This window comes from Dyadobacter bucti (assembly GCF_005869225.1).
Lineage (GTDB): Bacteria > Bacteroidota > Bacteroidia > Cytophagales > Spirosomataceae > Dyadobacter > Dyadobacter bucti.
This window is the reverse complement of the sequence record NZ_SWFP01000001.1, coordinates 1,328,400-1,343,663: the sequence shown is the minus strand read 5'-3', so window position 1 is coordinate 1,343,663 and position 15,264 is coordinate 1,328,400. Positions and strand designations below refer to the sequence as shown.

Annotated in this window: 12 protein-coding genes and 1 pseudogene; 12 read left to right on the top strand and 1 reads right to left on the bottom strand. The window is 48.5% G+C overall.

The genetic code is table 11. The annotated features are described in order from the left end of the window. Window positions 1-6 precede the first annotated feature (6 nt). The 12 genes and pseudogenes from nuoE (at window position 7) to FBF61_RS35475 (ending at window position 14,449) form a co-directional block, all read left to right on the top strand. A complete protein-coding gene (gene nuoE, locus FBF61_RS05040) occupies window positions 7-486 on the top strand; it encodes an NADH-quinone oxidoreductase subunit NuoE (RefSeq protein ID WP_138476053.1) in 480 nt (159 codons plus the stop codon). Between the two features lies 1 nt (window position 487). Continuing rightward, entirely contained in the window at window positions 488-1,756 is a 1,269-nt protein-coding gene (gene nuoF / locus FBF61_RS05035; RefSeq protein WP_138476052.1) for an NADH-quinone oxidoreductase subunit NuoF, read from the top strand. Window positions 1,757-1,762: 6 nt separating this feature from the next. Next, window positions 1,763-4,462, top strand: coding sequence for an NADH-quinone oxidoreductase subunit NuoG (gene nuoG, locus FBF61_RS05030; protein WP_138476051.1), 2,700 nt, complete (start codon window positions 1,763-1,765; stop codon window positions 4,460-4,462). Further along, window positions 4,459-5,412 carry an NADH-quinone oxidoreductase subunit NuoH gene (gene nuoH, locus FBF61_RS05025; RefSeq protein ID WP_138476050.1) on the top strand — a complete coding sequence of 318 codons (954 nt, stop codon included), beginning with the start codon at window positions 4,459-4,461 and terminating at the stop codon, window positions 5,410-5,412. The genes nuoG and nuoH overlap by 4 nt, the downstream gene beginning before the upstream one ends. Before the next feature lie 21 nt (window positions 5,413-5,433). Beyond that, window positions 5,434-5,949, top strand: coding sequence for an NADH-quinone oxidoreductase subunit NuoI (nuoI, locus tag FBF61_RS05020; RefSeq protein ID WP_138476049.1), 516 nt, complete (start codon window positions 5,434-5,436; stop codon window positions 5,947-5,949). Between the two features lie 3 nt (window positions 5,950-5,952). Continuing rightward, window positions 5,953-6,501: an NADH-quinone oxidoreductase subunit J gene (nuoJ, locus tag FBF61_RS05015; protein ID WP_138476048.1), complete on the top strand. Its 549-nt coding sequence runs from the start codon at window positions 5,953-5,955 to the stop codon at window positions 6,499-6,501. Then, window positions 6,498-6,809 (top strand): NADH-quinone oxidoreductase subunit NuoK, encoded by a 312-nt coding sequence (nuoK, locus tag FBF61_RS05010; protein WP_138476047.1) that lies wholly within the window; start codon window positions 6,498-6,500, stop codon window positions 6,807-6,809. Before nuoJ ends, nuoK begins: the two co-directional genes overlap by 4 nt. A gap of 24 nt (window positions 6,810-6,833) precedes the next feature. After that, window positions 6,834-8,723, top strand: coding sequence for an NADH-quinone oxidoreductase subunit L (gene nuoL, locus FBF61_RS05005; protein WP_138476046.1), 1,890 nt, complete (start codon window positions 6,834-6,836; stop codon window positions 8,721-8,723). Next, complete coding sequence (gene nuoM, locus FBF61_RS05000; protein WP_138476045.1) at window positions 8,720-10,237, top strand: NADH-quinone oxidoreductase subunit M; 1,518 nt, start codon at window positions 8,720-8,722, stop codon at window positions 10,235-10,237. The genes nuoL and nuoM overlap by 4 nt, the downstream gene beginning before the upstream one ends. Further along, a complete protein-coding gene (locus FBF61_RS04995) occupies window positions 10,227-11,666 on the top strand; it encodes an NADH-quinone oxidoreductase subunit N (RefSeq protein WP_138476044.1) in 1,440 nt (479 codons plus the stop codon). Before nuoM ends, FBF61_RS04995 begins: the two co-directional genes overlap by 11 nt. 297 nt (window positions 11,667-11,963) lie before the next feature. Continuing rightward, window positions 11,964-12,461: pseudogene (locus FBF61_RS04990) on the top strand (3-coathanger stack domain-containing protein); the annotation flags it as partial. Window positions 12,462-13,426: 965 nt separating this feature from the next. After that, entirely contained in the window at window positions 13,427-14,449 is a 1,023-nt protein-coding gene (locus FBF61_RS35475; RefSeq protein ID WP_138476042.1) for an acyltransferase family protein, read from the top strand. Window positions 14,450-14,516: 67 nt separating this feature from the next. On the opposite strand, the gene FBF61_RS04980 is transcribed toward FBF61_RS35475, so the two are convergent. Beyond that, entirely contained in the window at window positions 14,517-15,260 is a 744-nt protein-coding gene (locus tag FBF61_RS04980) for a LytR/AlgR family response regulator transcription factor (RefSeq protein ID WP_138476041.1), read from the bottom strand. Between the last annotated feature and the right edge of the window lie 4 nt (window positions 15,261-15,264).

Below are 15,264 nucleotides of genomic sequence, written 5' to 3'. Positions count from 1 at the left end.
CTGATCATGACCATCCTGGAAACACTTACAACGGAGGAAATTACCGAGATCGACCATGAAATCTCCCTGGTACCTTTTCGAAAGGCAGCGGCTATTGAGGCATTGAAAGTTGTGCAGCAACACCGCGGATGGGTCTCGGACGAGAGCCTGCGCGCGATCGCCGGGCACCTGGAAATTTCGCCCGAGGAGCTTGAAAGCGTGGCGACATTCTATAACCTTGTTTTCAGAAGGCCTGTCGGGAGGAATGTGATCCTGCTGTGCGACAGTATCAGCTGCTATGTAATGGGTTATCAAAAAATTTATGGTTATATCCGCGACAGGCTCCATATCAGTTTTGGTGAAACCACACCCGACGGCCGGTTTACACTCCTGCCCAACGCATGCCTGGGAACCTGCGACCATGCCCCGGCGCTGATGATCAACAATGAATTGTTCAGGGACCTGACCGAAGACAGGCTCGATGAAATTTTAGACGGATACCACTGACATGGAAACACCGCTCACCCAGCATATCAGCTTTAACCGGCCCCCATATAATCTCAGGGACTATGAGAGAGCGGGCGGATACCAGGCCTTGCGGAAGGCGCTTACAACCATGGGGCCGGCAGATATTACCAAAACAGTACAGGATTCGGACTTGAAAGGCAGGGGAGGAGCGGGTTTTAATACCGGCATGAAATGGAGTTTCGTTCCCATGACCGGCGACCATGCCGTCAAATATCTGATCTGTAATGCGGACGAAATGGAGCCGGGTACCTTCAAAGACAGAATGCTCATGGAAGGCAACCCGCACCAGCTGATAGAAGGTATGATCATTTCCGCATATGCCATTCAGGCCAGTATATCGTATATCTTTTTACGCTGGGCCTACAAAAAAGCAGGCAGGCTGCTCAGGCATGCGATGGATGAAGCGTATGCGGCGGGTTATCTCGGAAAGAATATATTGGGTACCGGTTACAGCCTGGAAATGTACCTGCACACCGGGGTAGGCCGCTATATATGTGGTGAAGAAACCGCCTTGCTCAATGCATTGGAAGGCAAAAGGGCCACTCCCCGGACCAAGCCACCTTTTCCGCAGGTGAGCGGCCTGTTTGGCAAGCCTACCATTGTCAATAATGTGGAAACGTTCTGCAACATCCCGCATATCATCAATAACGGCCCCGAGTGGTTCAAAAGCCTGGGCGGAAGCGATGCAGGGACCAAGATATATGGTGTCAGCGGGCGAGTCAGGAAACCGGGGCTTTGGGAGCTGCCGATGGGCGTCACCATGCGGGAACTGATCGAAGTGCATGCCGGAGGGATGGCCAACGGATACAGGTTCAAAGGAGCGTTGCCCGGAGGTGCTTCCACTGATTTTTTGGTAAAAGAACATCTGGATGTGAAACTGGACTTCAAATCGGTAGCTGCCGCGGGAAGCAGGCTGGGAACCGGCACGATGATCATTCTGGACGATCATACTTGTCCCGTCGGTTTCGTGCATAATCTCGAACATTTCTTCGCGCAGGAATCGTGCGGCTGGTGTACGCCCTGCCGGGAAGGGCTGCCCTGGACAGAGAAAATACTGCTTTCCATAGAAAAGGGAGAGGGTAGGACGGAAGACTTGCAGTTGCTCGACATGCATACGCGCTTTCTGGGGCCCGGCAATACTTTCTGTGCGCTGGCCCCCGGGGCGATGGAACCATTGCAAAGTGCGCTGAAATATTTCAGAGAGGATTTTGAAACGCATATCAGTCAAAAAAAATGCCCCTGGCGGTAGATCATTATGGCACTCATTTATGTCGATAAAAAGCCTTATGAAGTAAAACCGGGCAAAAACCTGCTCGAAACTTGCCTGACACTGGGTTTCAACCTGCCGTATTTTTGCTGGCATCCGGCCATGGGTTCGGTAGGTGCCTGCCGCCAATGTGCTGTCAAGGTTTTTAAAGACGAAAACGATGCCAATGGCCGGCTGGTGATGTCGTGTATGGAGGGTATCCGCGACAATATGTATGTGTCCGTGGATGATCCCGTCGCCAGAGATTTCCGCTCACAGAATGTGGAATGGCTCATGACCAACCACCCGCACGACTGCGCGGTATGTGACGAAGGCGGTTCCTGCCATTTGCAGGATATGACCGTAATGACCGGGCATGCTTACCGTCGTTTCAGGTTTCCCAAACGTACCTACAGAAATCAGTACCTGGGGCCGTTTATCAACCATGAAATGAACCGCTGTATCCAGTGCTACCGCTGTGTGCGGTTTTACAAAGATTATGCAGGCGGAAAAGACCTCGATGTTTTTGCGGCCCACGACCATGTTTATTTCGGGCGGGAAAAAGACGGCATACTCGAAAACGAGTTCAGCGGAAACCTGGCTGAGATATGCCCTACCGGCGTTTTTACAGACAAAACCCTGAAAGAACATTACACCCGGAAATGGGACATGACGATGGCGCCTTCCATTTGCCAGCATTGCAGTCTGGGCTGCAATATCATTGCCGGCGAGCGGTATGGAGAGTTGAGACAGGTCACCAGCCGGTTCAACAGTGAGGTGAATGGGTACTTTATATGCGACCGTGGCCGGTTTGGCTACGAGTTTGTCAATGATATAACCAGAGTCCGGCAACCGGTAATCCGTGGCAAAATAGCTGATACAGGCGATAAAGAGAATTTATTTAATATTCTGGCGGCGGTTTTACTCGGCGGTAAAATAATCGGGATAGGGTCGCCGAGGGCGTCACTTGAGGCCAACTTTGCATTGCGGCAACTCGTTGGAAAACAGCATTTTTACCAGGGTATCCCGGAAAATGAAGCCCACCTGACCCATACCGTGCTCGAAGTCCTGAACTGCGGCCGCGTGCACACACCTTCGCTGAAAGAAACAGAGCAAGCCGATGTGGTACTCATCCTGGGCGAAGATCCCACCAACTCCGCTCCCAGGCTCGCGCTGGCATTAAGGCAGGCGGTGAGGCAAAAACCACTCGAAAATGCAGCAAATATCAATATCCCTGCCTGGCATGACGCTGCTTTGCGTGAGCTTATCCAGGAGGAAAAAGGAGAGCTTTTTATTGCTTACCCCATCGAAACCAAACTCGACGAGGTGGCCTCTGAGACCTTTCATGTGGCCCCGGATGACATTGCACGCTTTGGTTTTGCCATAGCCGATTACCTGAACAATACCGCTCCGGTACCCAACGGGATGAACAATCAGACGCTGGAAATCGCAAAACATGTTGCGGATATTTTAGAAAAGGCCGAAAGACCGCTGATCGTTTCGGGTACCACGCTTTTCAATGAAGATATAGTCAAAGCTGCCTATAACATCGCATTGGCGCTGGAAATGGAGCATAAGAAAGCCGGCCTCTGTTTTGTGCTTCCCGAATGTAATTCAGCGGGACTCGGCATGATGCAGGCTCCCTCCCTGACCAGAGCTATGGAAAATGAGGATGCGGATACAGCCATTATCCTGGAAAACGATTTGTACAGAAGAGGAGCAAAAGCTGATATCGACCATTTTCTCAGTGGTTTTAAAAATATCATCGTACTGGATCACCTTCATAATGAAACCACAGGCAAGGCCACAATACTGATCCCCGCAGCCACTTTTGCGGAAGGGGAGGGTACACTTGTCAATAACGAGGGACGGGCACAGCGGTTTTTTCAGGTTTTTATGCCCAAAAATCAGAACATCAGAGAAAGCTGGCGCTGGCTGGACGAATTCAGGCAATTTCGCAATGGTATCATGCCGGAGGACCTCCATGAACTGGACAATCTCACGGAAGAGCTCATTGCCGTTTTGCCGCAGTTCCGCGGGGTTGAAACCGTAGCGCCTCCGGCCGATTTCCGGATCAACGGGCAGCGGATACCCCGGGAGCCGCACCGGTTCAGCGGCCGTACGTCCATGCTGGCCAATGTGGCCGTCAGCGAACCCAAGCCGCCGGAAGATACCGATTCACCATTTTCGTTTACAATGGAAGGATACCGCGGGATGCCCCCTGCGCCATTGATCCCCTTTTACTGGTCACCGGGCTGGAATTCGGTCCAATCCATTAACAAGTACCAGATAGAAGTGGGCGGTCCGCTGCATGGTGGTGATCCCGGCGTCCGGCTTTTCCGGGAAGGACTGGTTTCAAAGGCAGGTTTTCAGGATAATATTCCGACCGCTTTTAAACCGCATACAGGAGAAACGGTGATCATTTCTCTACCGCATATTTTCGGTTCCGACGAACTGAGTGTGTATTCACCATCCGTCGCCAGCCGATCGGCCAGGCCGTATATCATGGTTGGTAATGTGGATGCGGAACGTCTGCGTGTAGGCGAAGGGGATATTTTACATGTGCAGATCGGCGATCAGGGTTATGATCTGCCGGTCATCAGAAAAGAGGCATTGCCCGAAGGTCTGGCTGCGATGCCATATAACCTTCCTTCCATGCTTGGTACCGTCTGGCCTGCCAAAGGGATTTTAACCAAAACAATGTCATGAATGAGGTATTCCGTTATCTGCTGATGATCGTCGTCATGCTGTTCACGCTGACCACTATCGCTGCCTGGCTCATCTGGCTGGAACGCCGTATGCTCGCATTGTGGCAGGACCGCTACGGGCCCAACCGCGCAGGGCCTTTCGGGTTGTTGATTGTCGCGGCGGATACCATCAAACTGTTTTTTAAAGAAGACTGGATACCTCCGTTTGCCGAGAAAACCATCTTTGTTATTGCCCCGGCGATCGTTGCCGCTGCGGTGTTGCTGAGTTTTGTAGTTGTTCCTTTCGCCCCGGGTATCCTGGTTGCCGACTTGAATATCGGATTGCTCTTTTTTCTGGCCATGTCGTCCCTGGGCGTGTATAGCATTGTACTTGGCGGGTGGGCGTCCAATAACAAATATTCATTGCTTGGTGCCCTGCGGGGAGCTTCCCAGATGATCAGTTACGAAGTTTTTATGGGGCTCTCACTCATGGGTGTGGTGATGCTTTCGGGTTCTTTCCGGCTCACTGATATTGTGATGGCGCAAAAGGATCATTGGTTCGTGGTAACGCAGCCGGTCGGTTTTATACTGTTCCTGATCGCCGGAATTGCCGAAACGCACCGGCTGCCGTTTGATATTCCCGAGGCTGAAAGTGAGCTGGTGGCAGGGTTTCACTCTGAATACTCCGGTATGAAGTTCGGGATGTTCTTCATTGGTGAATACCTCGGTATAACACTGGTCTCAGCCATGGTGGTCACCATCTTTTTCGGCGGATGGCTGGGGCCGTTCCTGCCGCCGCTGGTTTGGTTTGCATTAAAAACATTTGTCTTCATCGTGCTTTTCATACTCCTGCGGGCATCGCTTCCCAGGCCGAGGTATGATCAGCTGATGGAATATGGCTGGAAAATCATCCTGCCCGTCGCGCTTCTGAATTTGTTAATAACCGGTGCATTTGCATTACTAAAAGGCTGACACAATCTAAACCGCAGCATCATGATCAGTTTACTAAGAACAATGTGGTTGACTTTTCTGCATATGTTCAGAAAACGGGAGACCATTCAGTACCCGGAAGAAAAAGTGGTGCTGCATCCCCGCTGGCGGGGACGGATCGTGCTCACGCGTGACCCCGATATGGGCGAGCGTTGCGTAGGTTGTTACCTGTGTGCGGCGGCTTGTCCTGTAGATTGCATTTCCTTGCAGGCTACCGAGGATGAGAACGGCAGAAGGTACCCGGAGTTTTTCAGGATCAATTTTTCGAGATGCATATTCTGCGGTTATTGTGAGGAAGCATGCCCTACTTATGCCATACAGCTTATCCCTGATTTTGAAATGGGAGAATACGACCGGCAGAACCTGGTTTACGAAAAGGAAGACCTGCTCATCAATAGCGAAGGGAAATATCCCGGATACAATTATTACAAGGTGGCCGGGTTGGCTGCCGGAGTGAAAGGCAAGGGAGAAGGAGAGAACGAGGAGCCGCCGGTGGATGTACGCAGCTTATTACCATAACCTATGGATATCGCTTTTTATATAACCGCAGCAGTCACCGTGATTGCTACAATTCTGGTCATTACCCGGCATAATCCGGTGCATGCTTTGCTGTATCTCAATGTCTCGTTACTGTCGCATGCCATGCTGTTTTACTTGCTGGGTGCGCCATTTGCGGCATTGCTGGAAATTATCATTTACGCCGGGGCGATCATGGTACTTTTCATTTTTGTGATCATGCTTTTAAATCTGGGTAAGGAAACCGAGGAGCAGGAGCGTAAATGGTTGAAAATGAAAGTCTGGATAGGCCCGTCACTGCTTGCGGCGATACTGTTTGCGGAGTTTCTGGTTCTGGTACTATGGTCGGAAAGCGCAGCATTTGGTCCCAAAACCGTAAACCCACGGGAGGTGGCCCTGTCATTATTCGGGGTGTACATGATCGGCGTGGAGCTTGCGGCGATGCTATTGATGGCCGCAGTGGTAGGGGCAGCGCATATCGGACGGCATAAAAGGCTGGTTTTACACAGATTTCTGAAGGAAGAAAAAGAAGAACACGAAGAGGCTGTAATATGAAATCATCTGTTTCTATTGAAATGGTCATGCTGCTGGCGGGCCTGCTCTTTGCGCTGGGCATCGCCGGTGTGATCATCCGGAAGAATATCATTTTCATGCTGTTGTCGGTGGAGATCATGCTCAATGCCTCCGGGCTCGCGTTTATCGCGGCAGGCTCGCATTGGGGCCAGCCGGACGGGCAGGTCATGTTCATTTTTATACTCGCCATGGCAGCGGCCGAGGTTTCCATCGGGCTGGCTTTGATCCTGCAGATCTATCACCAGCACCAATCGCTGGATATCGACAAATTGAAAGAAATGAACGGTTAGGTCATTTAAATAAAATGAATGCGTATGGATAACCCGTTATGGCTGATACCCGCCCTACCCCTTGCCGGCTTCCTGATCCTTGCGTTCGGAGGCAGCCATTTGTCCAAAAAAATGATAGCGGCAGCTGGTGCGGGCAGCGTATGTCTTTCAGCTTTAATCACCATTATGATCGGAACGAAGCTGCTCTCGGCGGGGCCCGACGGCGGTACATATTCCCAAACCTTGTGGACCTGGATAGATGTGGCCGGGTTCAATGCTAAAATTACCCTGACGCTGGATGCACTGTCGCTGGTTTTTGTTTTCGTGATCACATTTATCGGCGCCCTGATACATATTTACTCGGCGGGTTTTATGGAGGGCGACAAGGATTATTCCAGATTCTTCGCCTGCATGAACCTGTTTGTATTTTCCATGCTGGTGCTGGTACTGGCCGATAACCTGCTGCTGATGTACCTGGGCTGGGAAGGGGTGGGGCTGTGCAGTTATCTGCTGATCGGGTTTTGGTATGAGAATCCGGCCAATGGTTATGCAGCCCGCAAAGCATTCACCATCACCAGAATAGGGGATACGGCCATGGCCATAGGGCTCTTTATGGTTTTCTACCAATCGGGTACATTGGTCGTCGCTGATATTACCGCGAAAGCACCGGAACTATGGCAGCAAAATGAAACCGTGGTCACTGTTATCGCATTGCTGCTCCTGGCAGGCGGCGTAGGGAAATCGGCCCAGCTTCCGCTGCAGACCTGGCTGCCCGACGCTATGGCCGGGCCTTCACCGGTAAGTGCGCTCATCCATGCGGCGACCATGGTTACCGCGGGCGTTTACCTGATTGCCAGGATGCATGTTATTTTCGAGCTTTCGGTGGTGGCGCAGTCGGTCGTTGCCATTATAGGCGCTGCTACTTTGCTGATCGCAGGATTCACTGCGCTCACGCAGTATGATATTAAAAGAGTACTGGCCTATTCCACCATGAGCCAGATCGGTTATATGTTTCTTGCGCTGGGTGTAGGCGCCTGGACAGCGGCGGTTTTTCATTTTATGGTCCATGCATTTTTTAAAGCATTGCTATTCCTGGCGGCGGGAGCTATTATCGAATCCCTTCATCATGAGCATAATATGTTCCGGATGGGTGGGTTAAAGGATAAAATGCCCGTCGTATTCTGGACGTTCCTGATCGGCGCGGCGTCGCTGGCTGCTGTGCCGCTGATCAGTTCAGGATTTTACAGTAAAGACCAGATCCTCTGGTATGCCTGGGGCGCTGGCGGGGGTAGTCCGTTGCTATGGGCGGTTGCCCTTCTGGGTGCATTGATCACCGCCGCATATACTACCCGCATGATGATCCTGACATTCTGGGGCGAGTCCAAAACACATATCGGCCATCATCCCGGCAAACGGATGACCATTCCCCTGATTGTACTCGCGTTTTTTTCTCTGGTCGCCGGATTTATCGAGCTGCCCCATAATTTCGGGCATTTCACACTTTTTTCTGACCTGATGCATAAGGTCTTACCTGAAACGATTTTGCGAACAAATGTAAGTTCTGAATGGATGTTTCAGCTTTTGGCGGCTCTTGCTACTTTCGGCGGGATCTTCCTGGGGTATTTTTATTATGGCCAACAGCCGCAGCGCATTGAGAATTTAAGACAAAACGAAATGCTGGCGGGCCTGCGCAGGTTCTGGTTTTCCGGCTGGGGATTTGATCAGTTGTACGACGTGATTCTGGTTAAGCCTTTTGTATTTATTACCAGGATCAATAAGGCCGACGTCGTCGACAAGCTCTACACCGGCATAGTGTCTGTAACGCACGCACTTTACAGGTTGCTCTCCCGGACACAGTCGGGGTCGCTTCGGTGGTATATTATGGGCATGGTGATCGGTGCTATTGTCATATTAGGTATTCAGATGATGTTATGATGCTCGCTTTACTGATCGTGATCTTAATGGCAGGAGGCCTGACCGCGCTTCTTGCCGGCAAATGGAACAAAAGCTTCCCGCGCTGGATAGCCCTTATTTCCTCTACCGCCGGATTTTTGATACTGCTGCTTTTCTGGATAGACCAGCACCAGGTTGTTCAGGTCAGTTCTGATCAAAACTGGCTGGTTCAGTATCAAAAGGACTGGATACTCTCATTTGGCATTACTTTTCACCTGGCTATCGACGGGCTGAGCCTTTTGCTTTTGGTACTGACCTTCTTTATGGGAATTCTGGCGGTACTGTGTTCGTGGGAGGAAATCAGGGAAAGGACAGGATTTTATTACTTCAATTTGCTTTGGATACTGGCCGGTGTTGCCGGGGTCTTTATGGCTATGGACCTCTTCCTTTTTTACTTTTTCTGGGAAGTAATGCTCATTCCGATGTATTTCCTGATCGGGATCTGGGGAAGCGAAAACCGGGTTTATGCCGCATACAAATTCTTTATTTTCACCCAGGCAAGCGGCCTGCTGATGTTCCTGGCGATACTGGGGCTTTATTTTATTCATGGCAATAATACAGGGGTTTATACTTTCAGCTATGTTGAGCTGACGGGTACTGTTATTCCTTCCCAGGTGGCGATCTGGCTCATGATGGGTTTTATGGTTGCTTTCGCTGTCAAACTGCCTGTTGTACCATTCCATACCTGGCTGCCCGACGCACATGGCGAAGCGCCTACGGCCGGGAGCCTGATCCTGGCCGGATTGCTTTTGAAAACGGGTGCATACGGGATGCTGCGGTTTGTCATTCCGCTGTTTCCGGAAGCTGCAAGACAAGTGGCTGTTCCGGCCATGGTACTGGGCGTCGCAGGGATTGTTTACGGTGCCCTGCTGGCTTATTCGCAAACCGACCTGAAACGGCTGGTAGCATTTACCAGCGTCAGTCACATGGGTTTTGTCCTCATGGGTATTTTTGCTTTTAACGAACTGGCTTTGCAAGGCGTTGTAATGCAGATTGTTACGCACGCGATCAGCACAGGCGCATTGTTTATTCTGGCCGGCATGATTAAGGAGCGGCTCCATACCAGGGATATGAATCTCATGGGAGGATTATGGACGCAGATGCCGCGGCTGGGGACGATCGGGATGGTGTTTGCCATGGCTTCGCTGGGACTGCCCGGACTGGGAAGTTTTATCGCCGAATTCCTGATTTTACTAGGCGCTTTTCATGCTCATTTCTGGATCACGGTGGTCGCGGCCTCCGGGTTGATCTTTTCAGCGGTGTATTCTTTGCGCATTGTCCAGAAAATATTTCTAGGACCGGAGAAAGGAGCGGGACACATTCCCGATTTTTCACGGAGGGAAATGGTCATTATGGCCGCGCTCACCGTGTCCATTGTGTGGCTGGGGTTGTACCCGCAGCCGGTGATCAATACCGCCAAACCGGCCGTTGTCAGGCTGGTACAGCTGTTACAACCCGATAGTGACATCAAATCCGAGCAATCCTATGTCAGATAACGATTTCTATGCGCTCATGCCGTTGTTGCTGCTTGCCGGCGCATCCGTACTGGTGATGCTGCTGATCGTCGCCAGACTGAGCCACCGCATCATTCAGATCGTCAGTCTGGCACTTTTCATTGTATCTTTTTCCTCACTTGTTTACATGAGGGATTTGCTTCCCTATCCTATTGATCCTTTGTTTGTGATCGACGATTTCGGGGTTTTTATGATAGGTCTGATCATTTTTTCGGGGCTTGTCGTGAATGTACTGTCTTATATTTATTTTGAAGAAAAAGAAGAGGGTCCCAAAGAGTACTACGTGTTACTTTTCCTGTGCACGCTTGGGGCATGTGTGCTCGCTGTGAGCGGGCATTTTGTGTCCCTATTTTTGGGACTGGAAATACTGACGGTAGGATTGTATGCTCTGATCGCCTATCTCAGGAAAAGAAAGCATAGTATTGAAGCGGGGATCAAGTATCTCATCCTGGCTGCGTTTTCATCCGCATTTCTGCTTTTCGGCATGGCATTGATTTACCTGCAAACGGGTACCATGGGTTTTTCTGAAATGGCTGGTGCACTGGCTGATGTTGCTACCATTCCACCTTTATTTTTGATGGGGTTAGGCTTAATGCTGGTCGGGGCCGGTTTCAAACTGGCGGTTGTCCCTTTTCACATGTGGACGGCCGATGTGTACCAGGGAGCACCGGTACCTGTTACGGCTTTTATTGCGACAGCTTCCAAAGGCGGGGTGGTAGCCGTGTTGCTTCGTTTTTTTGTGGCGATCGACGGGTTTCGGTTCGCAGGACTGGTGTTTTTGCTGATATGCATCGCTATTGCCTCCATGATCGTTGGTAATCTGCTGGCCCTGAGACAAAAAAACTTGAAGCGGATATTAGCCTATTCTTCCATTGCGCATCTGGGTTACCTGCTGGTAGCATTTATCCCGGGAAGTCCTATGGTCCCGCAGGCAGTAAGTTTTTACCTGCTTGCATATTTCGTTACGACGCTAGCTGCTTTTGGAGTCGTGGCTGTTTTGTCTGATAGAGAATCGGATGCTGAGGAACTGGTCAGGTACAAGGCCCTTTTTTGGAAACACCCCGTCCTGGCTTGTATACTAAGTTCTGCATTGCTTTCTCTGGCGGGAATTCCGCTCACAGCCGGTTTTACGGGTAAGTTTTATATTCTGGCCACGAGTCTTCGGAGCGGTTTCTGGCTGCTGGGCATTGTGCTGGTCGCCAGCAGTGTAATCGGGTTATATTATTACTTGCGTGTCATCACGGTCATGTTTTCAGGAATCAATGATCATGTGCCTGAGCCAGAGGAGAAGCATCCTCTTTTTTTCGGTATCAGCATGGGGGTTCTGTCTGTCCTCACCGTCCTGGTGATCTGGCTGGGCGTTTTTCCCGACGGAGTTATCAGCTTTGTTCAGCAATTCCGGTTAAGATAGCCTGGCTAGGCAGCCGTTCCTGTGAAAATTGAGTTAGTCGAGTCACGTCGATTTCAATCAATGAAATTTGGTCTTTTGCGATATTCAGTTGCTTACCATCCGGTAGCCGGCAAAACGTCCGGGTAAATCGTTGAGTAGAATAAGTTGTGTATTTTAAATCATATAGTTGTTTATATATCATATTTATTTGACAAAATAGTTTGTAGAATTATTTTACTTTTTGATGATTTTGGTTTAGGTTTATATTGTTTCCGACCCGGGAAAGGGCGGCTTTATCAATCCTTCTCAAAACAGACTGTGAAAATTCTATCCAACCCCCTGGTTTTATTCGGCATTCTCATTTCTTGTTCCCGTGTTTTTGCGCAACAGAACATTCCTCTGAAATCGGTTTTATCCGCTCCGATCTCCAACGCTACGCTCGTAGAGAAAGCCCGGAACTCGATTACTGCGTATAATATAGTCCGTTCTGGTAATGTATCCTACTTATCTGGCGGGTTGATAGAGTTGAAACCCGGGTTTCATGTTGCCCAAGGGGCGAATTTTCATGCGGAGATTACTACCGATTTCAGGGAAAACACTGGAGAACAACGCCCGGATGAAGCGCTTGCATTCAAGGTTTATCCGAATCCATTCGCTGAAAATACCCAAATCGAATATTATCTTTCCGAGGAATCGAATGTGAATGTTTCCGTCGTGAACCTCAAAGGAACCGAAATCTCAAAGCCGGTCCACAACCAGATCCAGGGGAGAGGCATGCATAAAGTCACCTTCGAATCCAAACATCTTCCATCCGGAATGTATACCTGCGTACTGGAAACGCCATCCGGTAAAAAAGTATATAAAGTTTTCAAGCAGTAGTGTACGCCAAGGTGCGGCAACTTCCCTATCTTCTTCGATATTTATTGGTCGGGTGGTGATGTAACCTTTGCGTACGTCGGCCAATCGTCTCTGTTTCCCTGAAAGAAAAGAGCGGGAACCTCGGCTGCGAGGTCATTAAAACTAGTTTGACAACGGGCAGCGCTCTCTGGCGGGCCCATCAGGCACGCTTCTTGCTGTTCTTAAATGCCGCCACGGCGGTACCTAAATGGAGGGTTAATGATAAAGATAGTCCCAGCTCGGGGCTATCTTTTTTATGTTCGGCAATAAAAATTTATTTGGCATAATTTTTAGCATCGCTGTTTGGGTCAGTTGTGCTTGTCAGGGATGAATTGATCTGAAACAGTAGATCTGAACGGGAGTCCTGGTTTAGGCACCCCTTTTTTATTGATCCGTTGAGCGATACCGATTGGTAACTTTTAGAAAACTAGCTGGTAGAATATTTAGTTGTCCCATTTATGTTATCTTTGCGACCAACTCAACGAACTATGAACATCCAAATACCCATCTGTGGACATTCACGTCCAAATTTCAAATTCTGTGCTTTACTAATTCCGGTATTAATATTCCCGTGCTCAATTCTGCTTTTGCAGCCAGCCAGAGAACGGACGAGACTTTTGAAACTAATTTAGTTGCATGGCCACATTGTGTACTTTATACCCAAACGCGTGTGTATAGATGATAATTTGGATGTAGATAAGAAACGTTAATAGATAAATCAAAAGAAAAAATGATAGGTAAGAGTAATCTTTATCTAAACATACGAAACGACATATTCATTAGAAAAATGAGGCTGGCCCCAAGCATCAGAAGTGATTGAGAGAACACGGGATTGCATGGTTCTAAGATAGTAATTAATAGGTTATATTCTACTCACGTTACAAATGAATTCTATAAACTTCATCCATGTTTTACGGGCATTTGCCGCGTTCTTAATAATTAATTCTCACTCTGACAAACTGTTCCCGGCAGGACTATCCGTCCTTGGGACAGGAGGCAGTATCGGGAATGCCATCTTTTTTTTCACGTCTGGCTATACCCTCTCACTGGGAATCAGGAAAAATACTTCTGACTACTTACCCTGGCTCAAAAAGCGCCTGGTGCGGCTATATCCCAGCTTTTTGGTGTTTACAGTGTTCTCCCTGCTGGTGTTCAAAGGGACTTATGACTGGTATGATTGGCTGTTCTTCAATGGATCGTGGTTCCTTCAGGCAATAGTAGTTTACTATTTTTTGTTTTTTCCATTGATTAAATATTTAGATAAATATCTTGGGATTCTTATGCTGGTCAACTTTCTGGCTTTTGCGTGTTTTTTCTTTTTTACTTATAATCACGCGAAGTGGACAATTGATATAATGACAAACCCGACCAGGGTTCACTGGGTCTATTATTTCCTGATAATGTTGCTGGGTGCAGTAGTCTCTAAAAACGATAGTATCTTCAACAGATCGGATAAATTGTATTTGAAAGAACAACAAATGAACTGGTTTACTTTACTGGCAATTCTTGTCGTATCTGTGATTCTTTTTTATACGCCCAAATTCTTGTTTACCAAACTGAATTTTGATAGCTCGATACAATTTATATACCCTATCCTTTTAATTATAGTAACGTATCCCTTTTATCTTGCGTCGGTTCGGGTCAGTTCGTACTTAAAAAATACCCCTGAATCATTCGTTAATAAGAGTATAATATTTGTTTCCTATTTAACATTGGATATTTATATTGTACACTTTTCTATCATTCATGCTATTAAAAAATCCGGTATTGTTTTTCCGGTGAATTACATTTTTGCGCTTGTTCTTATACTGATTTTCTCTTATATTCTTAATAAAGTCTCAGATTGGCTTTTCAATTTGTTTTCTGAAAAACCAAATAAGGCCAATCAAATATTCAGAGCAAAATAGGCCGTAAAAGATCTGTATGTGTTGAAAATCCTAAGGTTTTATGGTCCGGTGCCAATGTTCCGGACCATCACAAATTATCACCTATGCCCAGTATCCTGAACAGCATTTCCTTGTACGATTTGCCGATTGGGACCCTGAATCCCCGGATGCTGATCTCGGTTGGAAAGATGTCTTCGATCTTGTTGATATTGACAGAATAACTCCGGTGTACCCGAACAAAGATCTGCCGGTCGACCTGGCCGATGAAATCATTGATCGTAGATCTCACCACTACCTTTTTTTCTGATTCCAGATGAACAGTTACGTAGTTGGCATCGCTTTCCAGGTATACTATTTCGTTGAAGAATATTTTCCGGAAGACATAGCCGTCCTTTACAAATATAAAATCCCTGCTGCGCCAGGATGTGGTCACTTCCGGTTTGGTACCGGTGCGGTTTTCTGAAAAATTACTGAACGCGATCTCAATGGCCGCAAACAACTCTTCCTTGCTGAAAGGCTTTACAATGTAAGCATGGGGCTTTACTTTTTTTGCCCGGTCGATCGTTTCCGGGTCGCTGTTGGCTGTCAAAAAAATAAAAGGGATCTGGTAGAGTTCGTTCACCTTTTGCGCCACATCAATACCATCTTTTTTGCCCGATAACTGTATGTCAAGCAACAGCAGGTCAGGTTTGTTGTCGCCCAGCATTTCCAGTGCCTCGGTGTAGCTGATCGCCGGGCCGCAATGTGAGTAACCAAGCTCATCGAGCGTACCCAGAATGGTTCTTGCGATGACCAGCTCATCTTCTACAACACCTATTTTTAATAATGTCATACTT

Coding starts and splice junctions, on each gene's coding strand:
- nuoJ (WP_138476048.1), top strand. CDS start 5,953: ATGGATATCGCTTTTTATATAACCGCAGCAGTCACCGTGATTGCTACA.
- FBF61_RS35475 (WP_138476042.1), top strand. CDS start 13,427: ATGAATTCTATAAACTTCATCCATGTTTTACGGGCATTTGCCGCGTTC.
- FBF61_RS04980 (WP_138476041.1), bottom strand. CDS start 15,260: ATGACATTATTAAAAATAGGTGTTGTAGAAGATGAGCTGGTCATCGCA.
- nuoE (WP_138476053.1), top strand. CDS start 7: ATGACCATCCTGGAAACACTTACAACGGAGGAAATTACCGAGATCGAC.
- nuoF (WP_138476052.1), top strand. CDS start 488: ATGGAAACACCGCTCACCCAGCATATCAGCTTTAACCGGCCCCCATAT.
- nuoM (WP_138476045.1), top strand. CDS start 8,720: ATGATGCTCGCTTTACTGATCGTGATCTTAATGGCAGGAGGCCTGACC.
- FBF61_RS04995 (WP_138476044.1), top strand. CDS start 10,227: ATGTCAGATAACGATTTCTATGCGCTCATGCCGTTGTTGCTGCTTGCC.
- nuoH (WP_138476050.1), top strand. CDS start 4,459: ATGAATGAGGTATTCCGTTATCTGCTGATGATCGTCGTCATGCTGTTC.
- nuoK (WP_138476047.1), top strand. CDS start 6,498: ATGAAATCATCTGTTTCTATTGAAATGGTCATGCTGCTGGCGGGCCTG.
- nuoL (WP_138476046.1), top strand. CDS start 6,834: ATGGATAACCCGTTATGGCTGATACCCGCCCTACCCCTTGCCGGCTTC.
- nuoI (WP_138476049.1), top strand. CDS start 5,434: ATGATCAGTTTACTAAGAACAATGTGGTTGACTTTTCTGCATATGTTC.
- nuoG (WP_138476051.1), top strand. CDS start 1,763: ATGGCACTCATTTATGTCGATAAAAAGCCTTATGAAGTAAAACCGGGC.